Origin of the sequence: Mesorhizobium sp. M1348, assembly GCF_040317925.1 — a bacterium.
Lineage (GTDB): Bacteria > Pseudomonadota > Alphaproteobacteria > Rhizobiales > Rhizobiaceae > Mesorhizobium.
Window position 1 is genome coordinate 190977 of sequence record NZ_JAMYLH010000009.1, and the last position, 15756, is coordinate 206732.

At 60.3% G+C, this 15756-nt stretch carries 16 protein-coding genes and 2 tRNA genes; 12 read left to right on the forward strand and 6 right to left on the reverse strand.

The window, feature by feature from the left end; all coding sequences use genetic code 11:
* Positions 1 to 85: 85 nt before the first annotated feature.
* The 3 genes from NKH13_RS17940 to NKH13_RS17950 all read left to right on the forward strand — a co-directional run bounded on the left by NKH13_RS17940 (position 86) and on the right by NKH13_RS17950 (position 1225).
* On the forward strand, positions 86 to 313 hold the full coding sequence (locus NKH13_RS17940; RefSeq protein WP_352721632.1) for a hypothetical protein: 228 nt from the start codon (positions 86 to 88) through the stop codon (positions 311 to 313).
* Between the two features lie 197 nt (positions 314 to 510).
* Positions 511 to 753, forward strand: coding sequence for a DUF982 domain-containing protein (locus NKH13_RS17945; RefSeq protein WP_352913389.1), 243 nt, complete (start codon positions 511 to 513; stop codon positions 751 to 753).
* Positions 754 to 985: 232 nt separating this feature from the next.
* Positions 986 to 1225, forward strand: a complete 240-nt coding sequence (locus NKH13_RS17950) for a DUF982 domain-containing protein (RefSeq protein ID WP_352721637.1) — start codon at positions 986 to 988, stop codon at positions 1223 to 1225.
* Positions 1226 to 1281: 56 nt separating this feature from the next.
* On the opposite strand, the gene NKH13_RS17955 is transcribed toward NKH13_RS17950, so the two are convergent.
* The gene (locus NKH13_RS17955) at positions 1282 to 1824 is read right to left on the reverse strand and encodes a phosphatase PAP2 family protein (protein ID WP_352721638.1); all 543 of its coding nucleotides are present in this window, start codon (positions 1822 to 1824) and stop codon (positions 1282 to 1284) included.
* A 33-nt stretch (positions 1825 to 1857) separates the two neighbouring features.
* Between NKH13_RS17955 and NKH13_RS17960 the strand changes: the two genes are divergently transcribed.
* The gene (locus NKH13_RS17960; protein ID WP_352913391.1) at positions 1858 to 2340 is read left to right on the forward strand and encodes a DUF2127 domain-containing protein; all 483 of its coding nucleotides are present in this window, start codon (positions 1858 to 1860) and stop codon (positions 2338 to 2340) included.
* An 8-nt stretch (positions 2341 to 2348) separates the two neighbouring features.
* Here NKH13_RS17960 and NKH13_RS17965 read toward each other — a convergent pair whose 3' ends face one another.
* Positions 2349 to 3056 (reverse strand): phosphatase PAP2 family protein, encoded by a 708-nt coding sequence (locus tag NKH13_RS17965; RefSeq protein WP_352913392.1) that lies wholly within the window; start codon positions 3054 to 3056, stop codon positions 2349 to 2351.
* Positions 3057 to 3200: 144 nt separating this feature from the next.
* Positions 3201 to 3659, reverse strand: coding sequence for a hypothetical protein (locus NKH13_RS17970; protein WP_352913394.1), 459 nt, complete (start codon positions 3657 to 3659; stop codon positions 3201 to 3203).
* 259 nt (positions 3660 to 3918) lie between these two features.
* Between NKH13_RS17970 and NKH13_RS17975 the strand changes: the two genes are divergently transcribed.
* Complete coding sequence (locus NKH13_RS17975) at positions 3919 to 4785, forward strand: DUF7946 domain-containing protein (protein ID WP_352913395.1); 867 nt, start codon at positions 3919 to 3921, stop codon at positions 4783 to 4785.
* 5 nt (positions 4786 to 4790) lie between these two features.
* Here NKH13_RS17975 and NKH13_RS17980 read toward each other — a convergent pair whose 3' ends face one another.
* Entirely contained in the window at positions 4791 to 6200 is a 1410-nt protein-coding gene (locus tag NKH13_RS17980; protein WP_352913397.1) for a tyrosine-type recombinase/integrase, read from the reverse strand.
* Positions 6201 to 6292: 92 nt separating this feature from the next.
* Positions 6293 to 6367: transfer RNA gene (locus NKH13_RS17985), tRNA-Asn, on the reverse strand.
* 220 nt (positions 6368 to 6587) lie between these two features.
* Here NKH13_RS17985 and NKH13_RS17990 point away from each other — a divergent pair.
* Complete coding sequence (locus NKH13_RS17990; protein WP_023676401.1) at positions 6588 to 6848, forward strand: hypothetical protein; 261 nt, start codon at positions 6588 to 6590, stop codon at positions 6846 to 6848.
* A 55-nt stretch (positions 6849 to 6903) separates the two neighbouring features.
* Here NKH13_RS17990 and NKH13_RS17995 read toward each other — a convergent pair whose 3' ends face one another.
* Complete coding sequence (locus tag NKH13_RS17995; RefSeq protein WP_352913399.1) at positions 6904 to 7104, reverse strand: hypothetical protein; 201 nt, start codon at positions 7102 to 7104, stop codon at positions 6904 to 6906.
* Between the two features lie 215 nt (positions 7105 to 7319).
* Here NKH13_RS17995 and NKH13_RS18000 point away from each other — a divergent pair.
* The 6 genes from NKH13_RS18000 to NKH13_RS18025 all read left to right on the forward strand — a co-directional run bounded on the left by NKH13_RS18000 (position 7320) and on the right by NKH13_RS18025 (position 15497).
* A tRNA-Cys gene (locus NKH13_RS18000) sits at positions 7320 to 7393 on the forward strand.
* Positions 7394 to 7482: 89 nt separating this feature from the next.
* Complete coding sequence (locus tag NKH13_RS18005; RefSeq protein ID WP_352721647.1) at positions 7483 to 8151, forward strand: protein-L-isoaspartate O-methyltransferase family protein; 669 nt, start codon at positions 7483 to 7485, stop codon at positions 8149 to 8151.
* Between the two features lie 186 nt (positions 8152 to 8337).
* Positions 8338 to 9729 carry a TolC family outer membrane protein gene (locus NKH13_RS18010; protein ID WP_352721649.1) on the forward strand — a complete coding sequence of 464 codons (1392 nt, stop codon included), beginning with the start codon at positions 8338 to 8340 and terminating at the stop codon, positions 9727 to 9729.
* 198 nt (positions 9730 to 9927) lie between these two features.
* A complete protein-coding gene (locus tag NKH13_RS18015) occupies positions 9928 to 10818 on the forward strand; it encodes a DUF2497 domain-containing protein (protein ID WP_352913401.1) in 891 nt (296 codons plus the stop codon).
* Positions 10819 to 11111: 293 nt separating this feature from the next.
* Positions 11112 to 13895, forward strand: coding sequence for a valine--tRNA ligase (locus tag NKH13_RS18020; protein ID WP_352913403.1), 2784 nt, complete (start codon positions 11112 to 11114; stop codon positions 13893 to 13895).
* A gap of 381 nt (positions 13896 to 14276) precedes the next feature.
* A complete protein-coding gene (locus tag NKH13_RS18025; protein ID WP_352721654.1) occupies positions 14277 to 15497 on the forward strand; it encodes an OmpP1/FadL family transporter in 1221 nt (406 codons plus the stop codon).
* The last annotated feature ends 259 nt before the right edge of the window (positions 15498 to 15756 follow it).

Sequence of the window (15756 nt, forward strand, 5' to 3'; positions counted from 1 at the left end):
ACTTTGTACGATTGGAACATTGATTTTTTCGAGAAGTGACCCATAACATGGCCACTTGGGTTCTCGCTGAGGTGGGAGGCCTTGTATGAACGTTTGGACGAACTGCCGACCCGACAAAGTGACTGCCAACCACCTTGTTCACGAGCTGATCTTACAAGCCCGTCGCGGCCAAATCATCTCCATCAAAGAGACTATCGCAGGGGTGCGCCGAGACGGACCACATCTGGTGGTAAGTGACTGCGAGCTGGTCGAGCTTATTGTCGAGATTGCCCCAGCCTTTGGCCTGTTTGTCGCGTTCGACCTCCGCGAATAGCCTCATGGCTCTCCAGTGTGGCTGAAATCGATAAAGCCAAACAGAAGGTTATTGCCGAAGTTGTGCGGCGGTGGATCCCCTCAGAGGTAATCCGCAATTACCTTCGCAACCTACTAAATCTGCCTGTAGAACGGGAGCTGCCGGCTGAGCAAAGGTATTTGCTGGAGGAACTTGATAGGGCCGACAAAGAGTGACGTATGGCTCTCCACTGGTTCAACCCTCCGGTCCCCGTCAAGACCGAGCGTCCCGGGATCATCCGCAACGTCAACAACGCCGAGAAAGCCGGCGAGGAGCTGATGAAGTGGACCAAGCGTGGCCCTTGCTGGGACCTCGCGGTGCGCGTTTGCATGGCCGTGATATTCGACGAGATGGAAGCTGAGGAGGCCCGCAAGGCATTTCTGGCTGCTGCAAAAGAGGAGGGGACATTACTCCCCCAATGACAACTGGCTAAATTGGATTGCGGTATAAGGTTCTATGTGTCTCTGACCAACGCCGCCTTCGCGAAAGGAGCCCGCCGCCGGTGAGGGACAGGCGACGGACCCCCCACAGCGGCTGCACATCCACGAAGAATCGACCGCTGCAAGCTCTAACCCCGCGAGGGCCTACATCGTTCCCTCATCCGCGCCTACAGCTGGGTTGGTCAGCGGCCTCTTCCCGCTCTAAGTTCCCCTCATGGCAACCCATTGGTTCTCCCCTCCGGTACCTGTCAGGACTGAGCGCGCCGGTCTGACCCGGAACGTCAACAACGTCGAGGCAGCCGGCCAGGAGCTGATGAAGTGGACCAAGCGTGGCCCCAAATGGAACCAAGCGGTGCGCGTCTGCATCGCCTGCATTGCCGACGAGATGGAACCTGAGGAGGCCCGCAAGGCATTCCTGGCCGCTGCCGAGGAGGAGGGGATGCTGGGCGCTTAGCGTGCCCTGTTACCGCGTCACCTTGCCACTATCGATGCGTCTCGAGCCGCATCAATCTAAAGAATTTTGGTCATCAGATTGTCCAGCCGGGAGTTCTCGCGGTAGGCCAAGCGCGCCGCAACGGCACCTACAATGCCGGTGACGGCACCACCGATCACGTCAGTAAGGTAGTGGGTGCCGATGTAAATTCTCGACCAGCAGACCAGAAATGCCAGAACGCCAAGGGCAAGCGTTCGGCGCGGCAGAGCTTGCATCGCAAACGCCGCAACTATCGCTACGGTCGCTGTCGCGTGATCGGACGGGAATGACCAGTCGGCGCTGGGCGCAATCAACAAGTGGGTCACACCGGCATCGTAAGGCCGCATCCGATGCACGAACAGAAGAATGAACTGGTTGATCGCAAGGCCGAGCAGGAACGCCAGACCGGCCGACAAGGCCGCGTGACGGACATGGTAGCGGTCGACCTTCGCCCACCATTGTAGGGCCACGGCCAGCACCATCAGCGGAACGCCGATCTGTGAGACGCCAATCATTGCTCTATCTAGGAAAGGGCTGAACCCGGCTGCCGCGTTGATCCAGTGAGTGAGAGCTGCATCCATTGTTTGGTTCCGTTATCGACCGCGAGGTGGGTTGTGAAGGCTTTTGATGAACACCGCATCCATCAGATTTTTGAAGTCAGCGTCTGGCTCAAGGGTGCGCACGCCCTGATCGAATGCCTCGGCGGTGTCCTGCTTTATCTCGTCACCACAGACACCATTGCCTCGTGGGTCAATGCCTTCACCCAAGAGGAATTGATCGAAGATCCGAACGATTTCATAGCTGGCTATCTGTCGCAGATGGCAGGCCATTTTTCCGTCGCCAGCAAGGAGTTCTACGCCTTCTACCTGCTCAGCCACGGCCTGATAAAGCTGCTCTTGGTTATAGGCCTTTTACGAGGCAAGCTGTGGGCGTATCCGGCCTCCCTCGTCGCGCTGGGCGCATTCATGGTCTACCAAGTCTACCGCTATTCCTATACCCACTCTCCGGGCCTGCTTGCCCTGACTGTCTTCGATGCGGTCGTCATGGTACTGATCTGGCATGAATGGGGTGTAATGCGACGGCACAGGCCCGCATAACAGCCGAGTTATCGACCTCGCCTTTGTTCAATCCACTGGACCGCAGACCAGCACAGAATGGCCCAAGCGGAACCGACGCACCAACCCGCAAGTACGTCGGTGGGGTAATGGACGCCGAGATAGACCCGGCTCAATCCGACCATGACCGTGAGGAACACCGCCAGCGAAACGAAATACGCTTTGACGCGGCGATCGGGGTTCGCCTTGGCCAGCAATACTCCAAGGGTCAGGAAAGTGACGGCGGAAAGCATGGCGTGTCCGCTCGGAAAGCTCGCTGTAAAGACCCTTGTGGTGTGTATGAGATCGGGCCTTTGGCGATCGAAGGCAATCTTCAAGAGTGTGCTAATGGCTTCCCCGCCAGCCACGGCGGCCGCAACAAGCACAGCGTATCGCCGGTTTCCTGCTATCAGCAGATAGCCCACTGCTGCTACCGACACGAAACCCAAGAAGGCAAAGCTGCCAAGAGACGTAACGTCGCGCCCCATTTCCTCCAGCCAGGGCGGACCAATCGGGTTCGTCGGATCATCGGCGCTGCGAAACGCCATAAGCACCGCCCGATCGAAACCGCTCGTATCGCCCTCAATAACCTCTTCTGCCAGAAGGCCAAAGCCGAGGACAAGGCCGCCAGCCACAAGCAGAGAGGCGATCAACCACATGGCGTCGCTGCGAAAGCCCTGCAGAAAGCTGCCGGGCGGAGAGGGTGCCTTAATGTCCATGTGTCACAACCTATTTCGGAGAGGCGACAAGCGCGGCGGTGAGCAGGAACAATCGTGTTCAAACCCTCTTGTTCCATAGAAGGATACCAGCGGGGCCTCTATTCCATGCCCGGCACGTCAACGCCAACAATGAGCGTGGTCGGTTTATGGCTGCGTAGCGTCGTCGCTCAAATCGCCCAAAATGCCGCCCCTCAAAGTCGGGCGCGGCTGGAAATGGACAAGCCCGCGCCGCTCTTCGGGATCGAACCCCGCACGCCGGATCGCGCCAAAGATGCGTGCCTCCACCCAATCCGCACCTTCCTTCAGCAGATCGAGTGAGTTTCGACCCTCGAAGGGGCCTCCTTTCATCAACAGCACAGGCTTTGCATCATCGTCGGCCAGCGCAAGGAGCGAGAGCCGAGTAGCCCGGAAGGTGCCGTCGGGCTTTATCCATTGCTCGTAGGCGCGCCATTGGTATTCGTGGATAACGTTGTCCCGTTCCTGTCGAAGGAAATCCCAAAAGATCGCGTGATCTTCCCTCTCGTCTTTAATGGCATTCCATTCGACCGTGATCTCATGCCTGATATGCGGCGAAAGGCACGATTTTGCGTCGACCCGGAACAAGTCGATCGCCGTCCTAAGAACCGCGCAGGTTCCAATCCAGATGACCTTCCACTCCGACACCAGGAACGTCGCCTCTGCAAGCCGCTCGTCGAGGTGACGAATGCCGCTGCGGCCGTCGGAGAGCGCGCGGTAAGACGAGAGGAAATACTTCACGGGCACATAGCTGTTCGCGTACTTCGTCGGGACTGTCATATGCCTGCGGGCCTTTTGACTTTCGTGTCCATTTGTTCTTCATTTCCACTTTGGGAGCGAGGGCACTATGCAAGTTGAGAAGGTTGATCCGATCAGGATCAAGTTCGAAGGATTGGATGCAGACAGACACATCGTTGAACTTGAACCGCTTGCTCTTTCACTTCGAGGCGCCTCCAAGCTCATAGCGTCTGGTGGTCAGGTGGCGCTCACCGGACGTTATTCAAAGCGCGAGATAGGCAATTCTGTAAAGGTCTATGCACTGCCTCCACAGCCTGGGTCATATGACATCTGGGTAATGGTTCAGGCTGGGTTTGGTTTGGCAGCGGCCGTGGCTGTTCCACTACTCCCTTACATCGATGTTGCAATCAGAACAGCGGCGACCAAGGCCACTGAAGCCTTGGTAAATGCAACGATCGCCCGTTGGGCCAACAAATCCAAAGAAATGGATGCTGCTAACGAGGTCGCGGTCAGGGCTTTGGAGGAAATGGGTCATACCTCACGAGCCGCTATCCAGATGGCGGAACGGCTGGCACTATCAAATCATGCAGCCGTGAAGATGTTGGTCAACCCAATCGGAACATCGGCTCAAACCCTTCAAGTCGGCCATTCGGAAAGCGGCGCCTTTCTGGTGACGGAAACCGATCGCATTGAGATTGAGAAAGTCGAGCCGATAGAGATAGGGGCTGAGCAGGTGATGACCGTGATCATCTCTGAACTCGACTTGGTCACCAAGACTTGCAAGGTCTCTGTCGTTGGCGACGATCAGCCAAACCGCCGTGTTTCTGGGCAAATCACCGACCCCGTGCTTGGGGTTCCGAACAATCCATATTCCACGGCCTTCGATGGACAAGCTCAGATAGCTGTGAGGTGCAAACCGCAGTACTCAGAGGGCGAGATTGATCGCATCTTCATCTCCGATGCGGTGCAAGAATAGCACCGTCAGGAAACCGATTTGCTCACTGTGCCAAGCGCCTTCTCAAGTGCTCGCCCAGCGACCGCAAGCCTCACCTCGTCGCCACCGTAGTCTTCCCCGACGCTGCCTGAGGAGTGTCCAAGGATAATGTCTTGGTCCGACTTGGTGACGCCCGCCAGTCGCAGGCGATCCTTCATCAGGTGGCGAAGAGAATGCGTTGTGGCCTTAGGATCAGACACACAGGCGCGGACATGCTTTCCGAGGGCAGCGGAGGCTGACGCCGGGCCACGGGGTCGACCATAGGCAGGGAACAGCATTGTGGCTTTGCCGGCGGCTGTGACGGCTTCCTTTGCGGCCTCAAGAGCGTCGCCTATCAGAGGGACGTTGCGACGTGACACTTTATTCTTAATCCGACGGTCATCATGCCACTCGACCGTGATGTGCGGAACGGCGTGGTCAAGGTGTACGTCCGCGACACGAAGGCCCGAGACCTCAGCGAGGCGGCACCCGGTTCCATTTAGGATTGTCCAAATGTGCCGAAGGTCCGTCTTGGCATGGTAGGCAATGCGGGCGGTTATGGCTGCAACCTCATCCAGGGTGAATGGCCGACGCTTGTCCTTGTCGGGCTCTGCCCTGTCCTTCGGCGCAGCCTCCAAGTTCATAAAAGGGTTGGTAGCGCCGGCTAAGTCAAATTCCCTTATGGCGTGGTTGATGACGGCCCGGACCACGTTCAGGTAGCGGTCAACGGAAGACGCTTTGCGCCCATCGAGCATGTGATCGCGAACGTCCTTGGCGTCCTCGCGCTTGAGGCTTGCCAGCTTGCGGTCTTTGCCAAGTGCCTCCACGACGAGCTTGAAGACCCGCTCAAGCTCCATCTGCTTCGTCTCGTCGTCTCCAACTCGCTCCTTAAGATAGAGCCTCTTGGCGTCCTCAAGGGTCGGGGCTGGCGTACCCGATGAGTTCAGCAGCAGCGCGCGCGCCAATGCGGTGTCCGCTTCGGTTGGACGGAAATCGGGGAGGTCGTCGTCATCGTCGTCGTCGTCATCGACGCTGTCGAAATCTGGAACGTACTTGCGGACAAGCGTCTCGACGGCCTTCATTCTGGCCTGCCAGTCCGTGTCATGCTCGATCTCGTTGACTGACGGGAAGTCACGGTCTTGGCGGAAGCCCATCTTGCGGGCAGCGGCTATACCGTCGCGGAAATAACCCCATTCCGTTGGGGTAGGTCCATTGGCGCGCTTGATCGCGTCGGCCAAGAGTTTCTCAGCCTCAGCGTGAACTCTCGGATATTTCCTAAGCGCCTCCTGCTCGGTGGCGCCAAGCGGCACGAGGTGTTCTCGCTTGCCCAAAACGGTCCGAAGTTCTTCAGGGATTTTGCGCCTATAGCGCCATCCGGCTTTGCCGCGTTTCTGTATATGCTTCACGTCGATCTTCATGCTCAGGGTACCCCGCAGTGTATCGCGCGGTGTATCTCTGGGGAAGCGGAAACCCTTGCAATCCTTGGGTTTCAAGACATTTCTGGTGATAGTGGCTCCCCGGGCCGGATTCGAACCAGCGACCAACCGGTTAACAGCCGGTTGCTCTACCACTGAGCTACCGGGGAACAGAGGCTCTTATGTGAGTGGGGCAGCCTATAGCAAACCCGTTTCGGCTTTGCAAAGAAGCATTTCGCATTTTTTCGGTGCTTTTTAGCGCAGGGCTTTCTGGCAATGGCCGGCGAGCGCCCTCATATGAGCTGTCTCTCGCCTGTCACGGAACAGAAAAGGCCGCTGCGGCTTTCTCCGGCTGATGGTGCTACTGATGCAAACGGATCGACATTTCACATGACGGCAATGAGCGACGAACAGCCACCGGCCCGGAAAATCTCGGTCTTCGGCCGCCAGTTCACCATGCCGCGCTCGCGCGGCCTCAGGATTGCGATCGGCGTCGTGCTGATCATCGGCGGCATTCTCGGTTTCCTGCCGATCCTGGGTTTCTGGATGGTACCGATCGGATTGCTGGTACTCTCCTACGAATTCGCATTGGTGCGCCGTCACCGGCGCCGCTTCGTCGTCTGGTGGGAGCGACGGCGCCGGCCCGATTGAGGTTGCCCTGCTGGAAACAGGCAATTGTTTGAGAGCGGCGTGGTCCGTCTAGGCATCACCGAGGTTGGTCGAAGCAGCTTTCCAGGCGTTCGCAAAGCTCCTTGAGAACGGCGGTAGCCGATGCCAGCCGCGCCCGGTCGCGCGGCGGCAGGCTGTTTGCGCCTTCTATGCCGAGGCGGTCGATGGCATAGCGCACAAGCTCTGCAGACTGCGACAATCCGCGCGGTGTGCCGTCTTTCGTAGCTGCTCGAGCCATGGCGGAGCCTCCTATCTGCCCAACGTGGCCGCCGGTTTCGGGTTCCTGTCGCCGCGCATCATGCTTAACGATAAGCTAATATATTATTGCTAGCATGGCATTGCGTTGATAAGCAGTGCCTCGGTGTCGGAAGTACCGTTGGGAATGCATGGTGGCCGCTTGACGGCATTTTCGCCGCAACCTATTGGAGCCGGGTGGAACGCCGGGAGCAATGAGGCCTCGTGGCGGAGTGGTTACGCAGAGGACTGCAAATCCTTGCACCCCGGTTCGATTCCGGGCGAGGCCTCCAATGCCCGAGCTCCCGCGCGTCAGCGCCAGGGGGCTTCAGTTCCGGTCGAAACAGCCGCGGTCTTTGCGCGGCAAGCGGATGGTTGGAACATGAGCGCTGATTTTGCCGAACGCCGGGTGAAGATGGTCGACGGCCAGATCCGCACCACCGACGTGACCAGCGCGCCATTGCTCGAGGCGATGCTTGTCGTGCCGCGCGAGGCCTTTGTCGGCGCCGGCCAGCGCGATCTTGCCTATATCGATGAGGACATCCGCATTGCCGATACGGCCGATGGTCCGCGCTATCTGATGGAACCGTCGCCATTGGCCAAGCTGATGCAGCTGGCCGATGTCGGCCCAAGCGATTCGGCACTCGATGTCGGCTGCGGCACCGGCTATGCGGCGGCGATCCTGTCGCGGCTGGCAAGGTCCGTGGTCGCGCTGGAAAGCGATGTGGCGCTCGCCGAGAGCGCCACGTCGACGCTCGCGGCACTTGGTTGCGCCAATGTCACGGTGGTCCAGGGACCGCTGCCGCAAGGCCATGCTGCCAGGGCGCCTTACGACGTCATCCTGATCGGCGGCAGCGTCGGCGAGGTGCCGACGGCGCTGTTCGATCAGCTTGCCGAAGGCGGCCGACTCGTCGCCGTTGAAGGGCAGGGCAATTCGGGCGTAGCCCGGCTTTTTTTTAAGACTGGAGGGGTTGTAACGGGAAGACGCGCGTTTAATGCGGCAATTAAGCCACTACCGGGATTCGAACGCATTCCCGCCTTCGAATTCTGAGTGATTTTGCCTTGCAGCGAAGGCGTTGTCATGATCGCTTGCGTTTGAACAATCGTTGCTGATCTGCATAACCGGGTGTTTCTTGGGGGCTTTCAGCGGGGGAACGATAAAAAACGCGGCGCCGGCTGATCAGAGGAGAAGCCAGCGTGGCGCAGTTCCCGTGCAAAACGAATGAGGGAATATAACGTGCCGTCTGTACGCAAGTTGCTTTTTACCGCTGTCCTCGTTTCGGCGACAGCGCTTTCTCCACTGGCCGCCTCGGCCGAAACCATCCTCGGGGCACTTTCAAAGGCCTATCAGAACAATTCCTCGCTTAATTCTTCACGCGCCGGCGCCCGCGTCACCGACGAGGGCGTCGCCATCGCCAAGTCCGGCTGGCGCCCGACCATCACTGGTTCCGGAAGTATTGATTATACCGCCAGCCACAGCAATCGGTTGCACCGAAACATCTCGATAACCACCGGCAACTTCGGCGTCGAGATCGACCAGACGCTGTTTGACGGTTTTCAGACCAGGAACAATGTGGCGGCCGCCGAATCGCGGGTCCGCGCTTCGTTCGAAAGCCTGCGCAACGCCGAAGAAAACACTCTTTTCAACGCGGCAAGTGCCTATATGGACGTTATCCGCGACCGCCAGGTCGCCGTGCTGACCGAACAGAACCTGCAATTCCTGACCGAGCAGGCGCGTGCGGCGCGTTCGCGCTTCGAGGTCGGCGAAGGTACGCGCACCGACGTCGCGCAAGCCGACGCCCAGCGTGCCTCCGCGGTGGCGCAGTTGAGCGCCGCCCGCGCGACGGCGCTGGCAAGCGCTGCGACCTATCGCCAGATCGTCGGCGACGAGCCGGGCAGGCTCAGGCCGGCTTCGCCGGTGTCGAAGCTGTTGCCGTCGAGCCTCGATGCGGCGATTGCGATCGCATCGGCCGAGCATCCGGCCATCCTCGCCACCGCGCATCTGGTCGACGCGGCGGCGTTTTCGGTGAAGTCTGCCGAAGGCGCGTTGCTGCCGCAACTATCGGCGTCGGCAGGTGTTTCGAGCGCCATTCGCGGCACCGCGCCGGGCTCGCTCTCCTCGACACAGGATGGCGTAACCAATTCGGCGAACATCGGCGCGACATTGACGATACCGATCTATTCCGGCGGCCGGACCTCGGCATTGGTTCGCCAATCAAAGGAATCACTTAGCCAGGCCCGTATCGAGGTCGATGTCAGCCGCGACACCGTGCGCCAAGCGGTGACCTCGGCATGGTCGCAATACACCGCCGCGCAGCAAAGCGTCACGGCCAACCGGCAGGTGGTCGCCGCCGCACAGCTTGCCCTGAACGGCGTCATCGAAGAGCGCAATGTCGGCCAGCGCACCACGCTCGACGTGCTCAACGCGCAGGCGACCCTCATCACCGCCAAGATCAATCTTGTCAGCGCCGAACGCGACGTGGTGGTGGCAAGCTATGCCATCCTCTCGGCGGTTGGCCATTTGTCGGCAGAGCGCCTTGCGCTCAACGTGACGAAGTACAGGCCGGAAGAGCATTACAACGCCGTCAAGGACAAGTGGATCGGCCTGCGCACGCCGGACGGCCGCTGATCGCCAAGGCGTGTTTTCAGCCCGCGCTCGAACGACGCGCGGGCTTCAACTCCCGACCCTAATCTGTTGAAATCCGAGATGTCGCCAGATTGGGGATTCTCGCAAGGCGTTCCGTCGGTTACGCTGTTGCCATGATTCGAATCCGGCATTGCCGGACAGGAAATCTGAGAACGAGTCACAAGGGCGGCGGATGTGACGATGGCGACGGCGAGCAGCGTACAGCGCGAACCTTCCATGGAAGAGATACTGGCTTCCATCAGAAGGATCATCGAGGACAGCGATACCGGCCGCAAGCAGCCGGGCGACGCGGACGAGCTGCGCCAGGATCTGCAACCGGCGCCGGCAGCCGGACGGGCAGCGGAGGGGGATGCGTTCCGCTCCGAACTGCGCGGCGGACTGGAGATCGCCAAGCCGGCCACGCGCGCCGAGGTGCAGCCAGCGGCCGCGCCGGTCATTGAGCGCCTGGAAACGCCGCTGCGCCCCGGCCCTGTAAAAGCAGCGGTGACGCTGGCTGAGGTGAACGCCGCTCCCGAACCGCCCGCAAAGCCGGATCGGCCTGCGACGGCCAAGGCTGCCGAGACGACCGACACTATCATCGCCGATTGGCGGCGCGAGATCGCCGCGGTCGGCGACGCGATAGCCAAGCCGGAGCGCGCCGAGCCACTCCGTACGCCGGACGCCAAGCCGAAAGCCGAGGTTTTCGAGGGCGAGGCGAGTGCTGGACCTGCGCCAGAGCCTTCGGAAATTGGGCCGGAGCTTTCGGAAAGTGGCCCGGAACCTTCGAAAATCGGCCCGGAACCTTCGAAAATCGGCCCGGAATCTTCGAAAATCGGATTGGCGCGTCCGGCGGCCAGCGAGGCGCCGCCCGCACGTCCGGCGATCCTTTCGGAGCATACGGGCCGGCAGGTTGCCGCCGCCTTCGGCGAGCTCTCCGACGCGTTTGCCAGCCGCAGCAAGAAGACCTTCGACGAGATGGCCGAGGAGATGCTGCGGCCCATGCTGCAGGACTGGCTGGACAACAACCTGCCGACGCTGGTCGAGCGGCTGGTGCGCGAGGAAATCGAGCGCGTCGCGCGCGGCGCGCAGTAGCACAGCAGCCTGCAGCCAGGAGAAGTTATTATGGGCTATCTGGAGCTCTCGTGAGCGCTAGGCGGTTCAGCGCGGCCATTTCAAGCCTTATCGCCACACGTCGCCGTTCGGACTGAGCCGACTGCCCCGGCTTTGGGAAAGCCATGTCGAATTCGAGCGCGATGACCCCGCGGAACGGACAAACTCGTGTGATCCGTAGCGTGGAACAAACCCGCCGCCCTTGCGGTTGACTTGGCAACAACCTTCCGATTTACACCGGACCACAAATTCCGGACAGCGCGGACCGTTTTCCCATGCTCGAAAAGACCTACGACGCCAAAGCCGTCGAGCCGAAGATTGCCAGGATCTGGGAAGAGGCCGACGCGTTTCGGGCCGGGGCCGGGGCCGAGGAGGGGGCTGAAGCCTTCACCATCGTCATCCCGCCGCCGAACGTCACCGGCTCGCTGCATATGGGCCACGCGCTCAACAACACGCTGCAGGACATTCTGGTGCGCTTCGAGCGCATGCGCGGCAAGAACGTCTTGTGGCAGCCGGGCATGGATCATGCCGGCATCGCCACGCAGATGGTGGTCGAGCGCCAGCTGATGGAAAAGCAGATCCACCGCCGCGACCTGACGCGCGATGAGTTCATCGACAAGGTCTGGGAGTGGAAGGCCGAGTCCGGCGGCGCCATCCTCAACCAGCTGAAGCGGCTCGGAGCCTCGGCCGACTGGAGCCGGGAGCGCTTCACTATGGACGAAGGCCTGTCCAAGGCCGTGCTCGAAGTGTTCGTGACGCTCTACAAGGAAGGGCTGATCTACAAGGACAAGCGCCTGGTGAACTGGGACCCGAAGCTGTTGACCGCCATCTCGGATCTCGAGGTCGAGCAGCAGGAAGTCAACGGCAATCTGTGGCACTTCCGCTATCCGGTCGCGGGCGTGACCTTCGATCCGGAGAATCCGAAGACCTTCATCACCGTTGCGACGACCCGCCCGGAGACGATGCTGGGCGATACGGCCGTAGCAGTCCACCCCGACGACGAACGTTTCCGGCATCTTGTCGGCAAGAACCTCATCCTGCCGATCGTCGGCCGCAAGATCCCGGTGGTGGCGGACGAGTATTCCGATCCCGAAAAAGGCAGCGGTGCGGTCAAGATCACGCCGGCGCATGACTTCAACGATTTCGAGGTCGGCAAGCGCCACCGGCTGCCGGCGGTCAACATCCTCACCGTCAATGCGGCGGTGAGCCTCAAGGACAATGAGGACTTTCTCGCCGGACTGGAAGTGACGCCGGAGCGCCAGGCCGTCTGGGACAGCCTGGACGGCCTCGACCGTTTCGATGCGCGCAGGAAGATCGTCGAGCTGATGGAGGCGGGCGGCTTTCTCGAGAAGGTCGAGCCGCATCGCCACACTGTCCCGCACGGCGACCGTGGCGGCGTGCCGATCGAGCCGTTTCTGACCGACCAGTGGTATGTCAATGCGGCGGAACTGGCCAAGCCGGCGATCGCCTCGGTGCGCGAGAGCCGTACCAATTTCGTGCCCAAAAACTGGGAAAAGACCTATTTCGACTGGATGGAGAACATCCAGCCCTGGTGCATTTCGCGCCAGCTCTGGTGGGGCCACCAGATCCCTGCCTGGTACGGCCCGGACGGGCATGTCTTTGTCGAAAAGACCGAGGAAGAAGCGCTCGGTGCCGCCGTCGAATATTATCTGGCGCTGGAAGGGCCGTGGAAGGCCTGGGTCGAGGACAAGCTCGAGAATTTCCAGCCTGGCGAGATCCTGACCCGCGACGAGGACGTGCTCGATACATGGTTCTCGTCGGCGCTGTGGCCGTTCTCGACGCTCGGCTGGCCGGACCAGACGCCGGAGCTGAAGACCTATTACCCGACCGACGTGCTGGTCACCGGTTTCGACATCATCTTCTTCTGGGTCGCCCGCATGATGATGATGGGCCTGCATTTCATGGACCAGGAGCCGTTCCACACGGTCTATGTCCATGCGCTGGTTCGCGACAAGAACGGGCAGAAGATGTCGAAGTCGAAAGGCAACGTCATCGATCCGCTCGAGCTCATCGACGAATATGGCGCCGATGCGCTGCGCTTCACCTTGACGGTGATGGCAGCGCAAGGGCGCGACGTTAAGCTCGATCCGGCCCGCATTGCCGGTTACCGCAATTTCGGCACCAAGCTGTGGAACGCGACGCGTTTTGCCGAGATGAACGAAGTGGCGCGCGACGACGATTTCTGGCTGCAGGACGCCAAGCTCGCGGTCAATCGCTGGATCCTGACGGAGCTGACGCGAGCCGCGCGAGACATAACCGACGGTATCACCTCATACCGCTTCAACGAGGCGGCGGGCGCCGCCTACCGGTTCGTCTGGAACCAATTCTGCGACTGGTACCTGGAACTGCTGAAGCCGGTGTTCATGGGCGCCGACGAGGCCGCCAAGGCCGAGAGCAGGGCATGCGTCGCCTTCGTGCTGGACGAGATCTATAAGCTGCTGCATCCGATGATGCCGTTCATGACCGAGGAACTGTGGGCCGAAACCGCCGGCGAGGGCAGGCAACGGCCGTCGCTGCTTTGTCATGCGGCTTGGCCGTCGCCCGATTTCGAGGACGAGGAGGCCGCCGCCGATATCAACTGGCTGGTCGATCTCGTCTCCGGCATCCGCTCGGTGCGTTCGGAAATGAACGTGCCGCCGGCGGCGATAGCTCCCCTGATGGTGATCGGTGCCAATGACACGACACACGAAAGGCTGGAGCGCCAGGCATCGGCAATCAAGCGGCTGGCGCGGGTCGGCGACATCTCGCTGGTCGATGCGGCACCCAAGGGCTCCGCGCAGATCGTGCTTAACGAAGCGACCATCTGCCTGCCGCTCGGCAGCCTGATCGACCTTGCCGCGGAGGCAGCGCGCCTGCAGAAGGAACTTGCCAAGGTGACCGAGGAAATAGCGCGGCTCTACAAGAAGCTGTCCAACGAGAAATTCGTCGCCAACGCGCCGGAAGAGGTGGTGGAGGCCGAGCGCGAAAAACTCGCCGAATATCGCGAGGCGCAAGAGAAGCTTTCGGTGGCATTGACGCGGGTACGCGAGGCCGGCTGATCAAACAAATTGGGCCGGCTGGCCGGGATAGATTCGCCGGTCACGAATCTGCTTTCCAGATAGGCCGCCTGCCACGAAAACAGGCATTCCGCAGCGTAAATCTTGAGGCAAACTGAATGTTTTTGCCCCATTGTTGCCGTAATGTAACAATGGCTGACTGGGCACTCAAAATGCACTGTTCTGTAGTGATTTGGGCGGTTTTCCCGAGTTTTCTCGTCGATTTGTATTGAGGCGGCCATTTTCCCGTCTCGGGAAGAAGGCCGACACCTTGTCGGAAATGCGTTCAGCCAAGGTGTACATGTACGCACGGCGAATTCGTTGTTGCGCCGTTAACCTGAATTGGTTCTAGCTTGATGCAAGGATATTTCGGGGAGGAGATTCATGTGTTATTCGCGTCTGAAAGTGCTGCTGGGCGCGGGGGCTTTTTCGCTGGCTTTGGCTGGGACGGTGCAAGCCGGGGGCTTTGACCGGGGCGGCGTCAACATCGACCAGCTGTTCGACGCGGCGCCATATTCGTTCGATGCGGGCGTCACCTATGTTTCGCCGCAGCGCAAACTCAAGAATGTGCAGCGCCTCGACGGCTCGGGTTTGTCGACATCGGCGGTGGACGTTGGTGGCGACTATGCGGTGCCGCATGTCGGCATCAAGGCCAACATCTTTGAGCCCGTAGACTGTCTTGCCACCTATACGAGACCGTATGGTGCGGACGCAAATTTCGGCATGAACAACGCCTATTCACCGACAGCGGTCAAATACGCCGTCGACACAGACGATTTCGGTCTCACCTGCTCTTACAAGGTGAACGTCGGCAAGGGCTCCATACGATTCATCGGCGGCGTCTCCTACCAGCAGGTCGACGCGTTTCTGTCCCGCCAGACACTGCTCGCCTTCGGCAATACCGGCCTCGGCGTATTCAAGCTATCCGACGAGGCGTGGGGTTGGCGTGCGGGCGCAGCCTATGAGATCCCCGAGATCGCTCTGCGCGCCAGCCTGATGTACTCTTCCAGCTACAAATATGACGGGCTGTCGGGAACGGTCGACACGACCGGCTTCAGGGGCGCCTTTCCAGCGGATCTGGTTCCTGGCTCCACCGGGGTGTACCCAGTCTCGGCGTCGGCTGAGATACCTCAGGCTCTGGAATTCAAGCTGCAGAGCGGTATAGCTCCTGGCTGGCTGGCCTTCGGTTCCATCCGCTGGCAGGAGTGGAGCAAGCTTGGCGTCATTGCCATCAATGGCGTACGCAGTCCGGTGACCGGTGCTCCCTCGCCCGTTTCATTCGACCTGCTTTATCGCGACGGCTGGACGGTCACGGGCGGTATCGGTCACAAGTTCACCGATCAATTGTCGGGCGTGGTTTCGGTGACCTGGGATCGCGGCACCTCGACGACCTCGGGCTATCAGTCGGATACCTGGGCCGTTGCCAGCGGCGTCTCCTATTCGCCGAACGACCAGGTCGAGGTCAGGCTCGGCGGCTCGATCGGTGTGCTGACGAGCGGGTCATCGACTTTCAGCGGTGTCGGCGACGTGGCAAATGCCGTCACCTATACCTACGGCAACGACCTGCTTCTCGCCGGTTCGGCTTCCGTCAAGATCAAGTTCTAACTACAGATTTTTAAACGACAAAACGGCCGGGCGTTGCCCGGCCGTTTTGTTCGGTGCATCATCCGGCGTTCGGCCAGCGCAACAATTGGCCCATGATGTTCGCTCCGATAATTGTGACGTTTTGGCAACAGTTTCTGAACAACCCTCGCGCCACCCGGCCGCCCGGGAACATTGCCTATTTCCCGCCATAAACCCGGCGCACCTCAAACTTGTCTCGGGACACGCGCCAAAAGGCTAGGCGAAGAGGCAGGCCGCACCG

What these genes read in the sequence shown, in the direction of transcription:
- NKH13_RS17940 (WP_352721632.1), top strand. Translation starts at nt 86, where the DNA reads ATGAACGTTTGGACGAACTGCCGACCCGACAAAGTGACTGCCAACCAC.
- NKH13_RS17945 (WP_352913389.1), top strand. Translation starts at nt 511, where the DNA reads ATGGCTCTCCACTGGTTCAACCCTCCGGTCCCCGTCAAGACCGAGCGT.
- NKH13_RS17950 (WP_352721637.1), top strand. Translation starts at nt 986, where the DNA reads ATGGCAACCCATTGGTTCTCCCCTCCGGTACCTGTCAGGACTGAGCGC.
- NKH13_RS17955 (WP_352721638.1), bottom strand. Translation starts at nt 1,824, where the DNA reads ATGGATGCAGCTCTCACTCACTGGATCAACGCGGCAGCCGGGTTCAGC.
- NKH13_RS17965 (WP_352913392.1), bottom strand. Translation starts at nt 3,056, where the DNA reads ATGGACATTAAGGCACCCTCTCCGCCCGGCAGCTTTCTGCAGGGCTTT.
- NKH13_RS17975 (WP_352913395.1), top strand. Translation starts at nt 3,919, where the DNA reads ATGCAAGTTGAGAAGGTTGATCCGATCAGGATCAAGTTCGAAGGATTG.
- NKH13_RS17980 (WP_352913397.1), bottom strand. Translation starts at nt 6,200, where the DNA reads ATGAAGATCGACGTGAAGCATATACAGAAACGCGGCAAAGCCGGATGG.
- NKH13_RS17990 (WP_023676401.1), top strand. Translation starts at nt 6,588, where the DNA reads ATGACGGCAATGAGCGACGAACAGCCACCGGCCCGGAAAATCTCGGTC.
- NKH13_RS17995 (WP_352913399.1), bottom strand. Translation starts at nt 7,104, where the DNA reads ATGGCTCGAGCAGCTACGAAAGACGGCACACCGCGCGGATTGTCGCAG.
- NKH13_RS18005 (WP_352721647.1), top strand. Translation starts at nt 7,483, where the DNA reads ATGAGCGCTGATTTTGCCGAACGCCGGGTGAAGATGGTCGACGGCCAG.
- NKH13_RS18015 (WP_352913401.1), top strand. Translation starts at nt 9,928, where the DNA reads ATGGCGACGGCGAGCAGCGTACAGCGCGAACCTTCCATGGAAGAGATA.
- NKH13_RS18020 (WP_352913403.1), top strand. Translation starts at nt 11,112, where the DNA reads ATGCTCGAAAAGACCTACGACGCCAAAGCCGTCGAGCCGAAGATTGCC.
- NKH13_RS18025 (WP_352721654.1), top strand. Translation starts at nt 14,277, where the DNA reads ATGTGTTATTCGCGTCTGAAAGTGCTGCTGGGCGCGGGGGCTTTTTCG.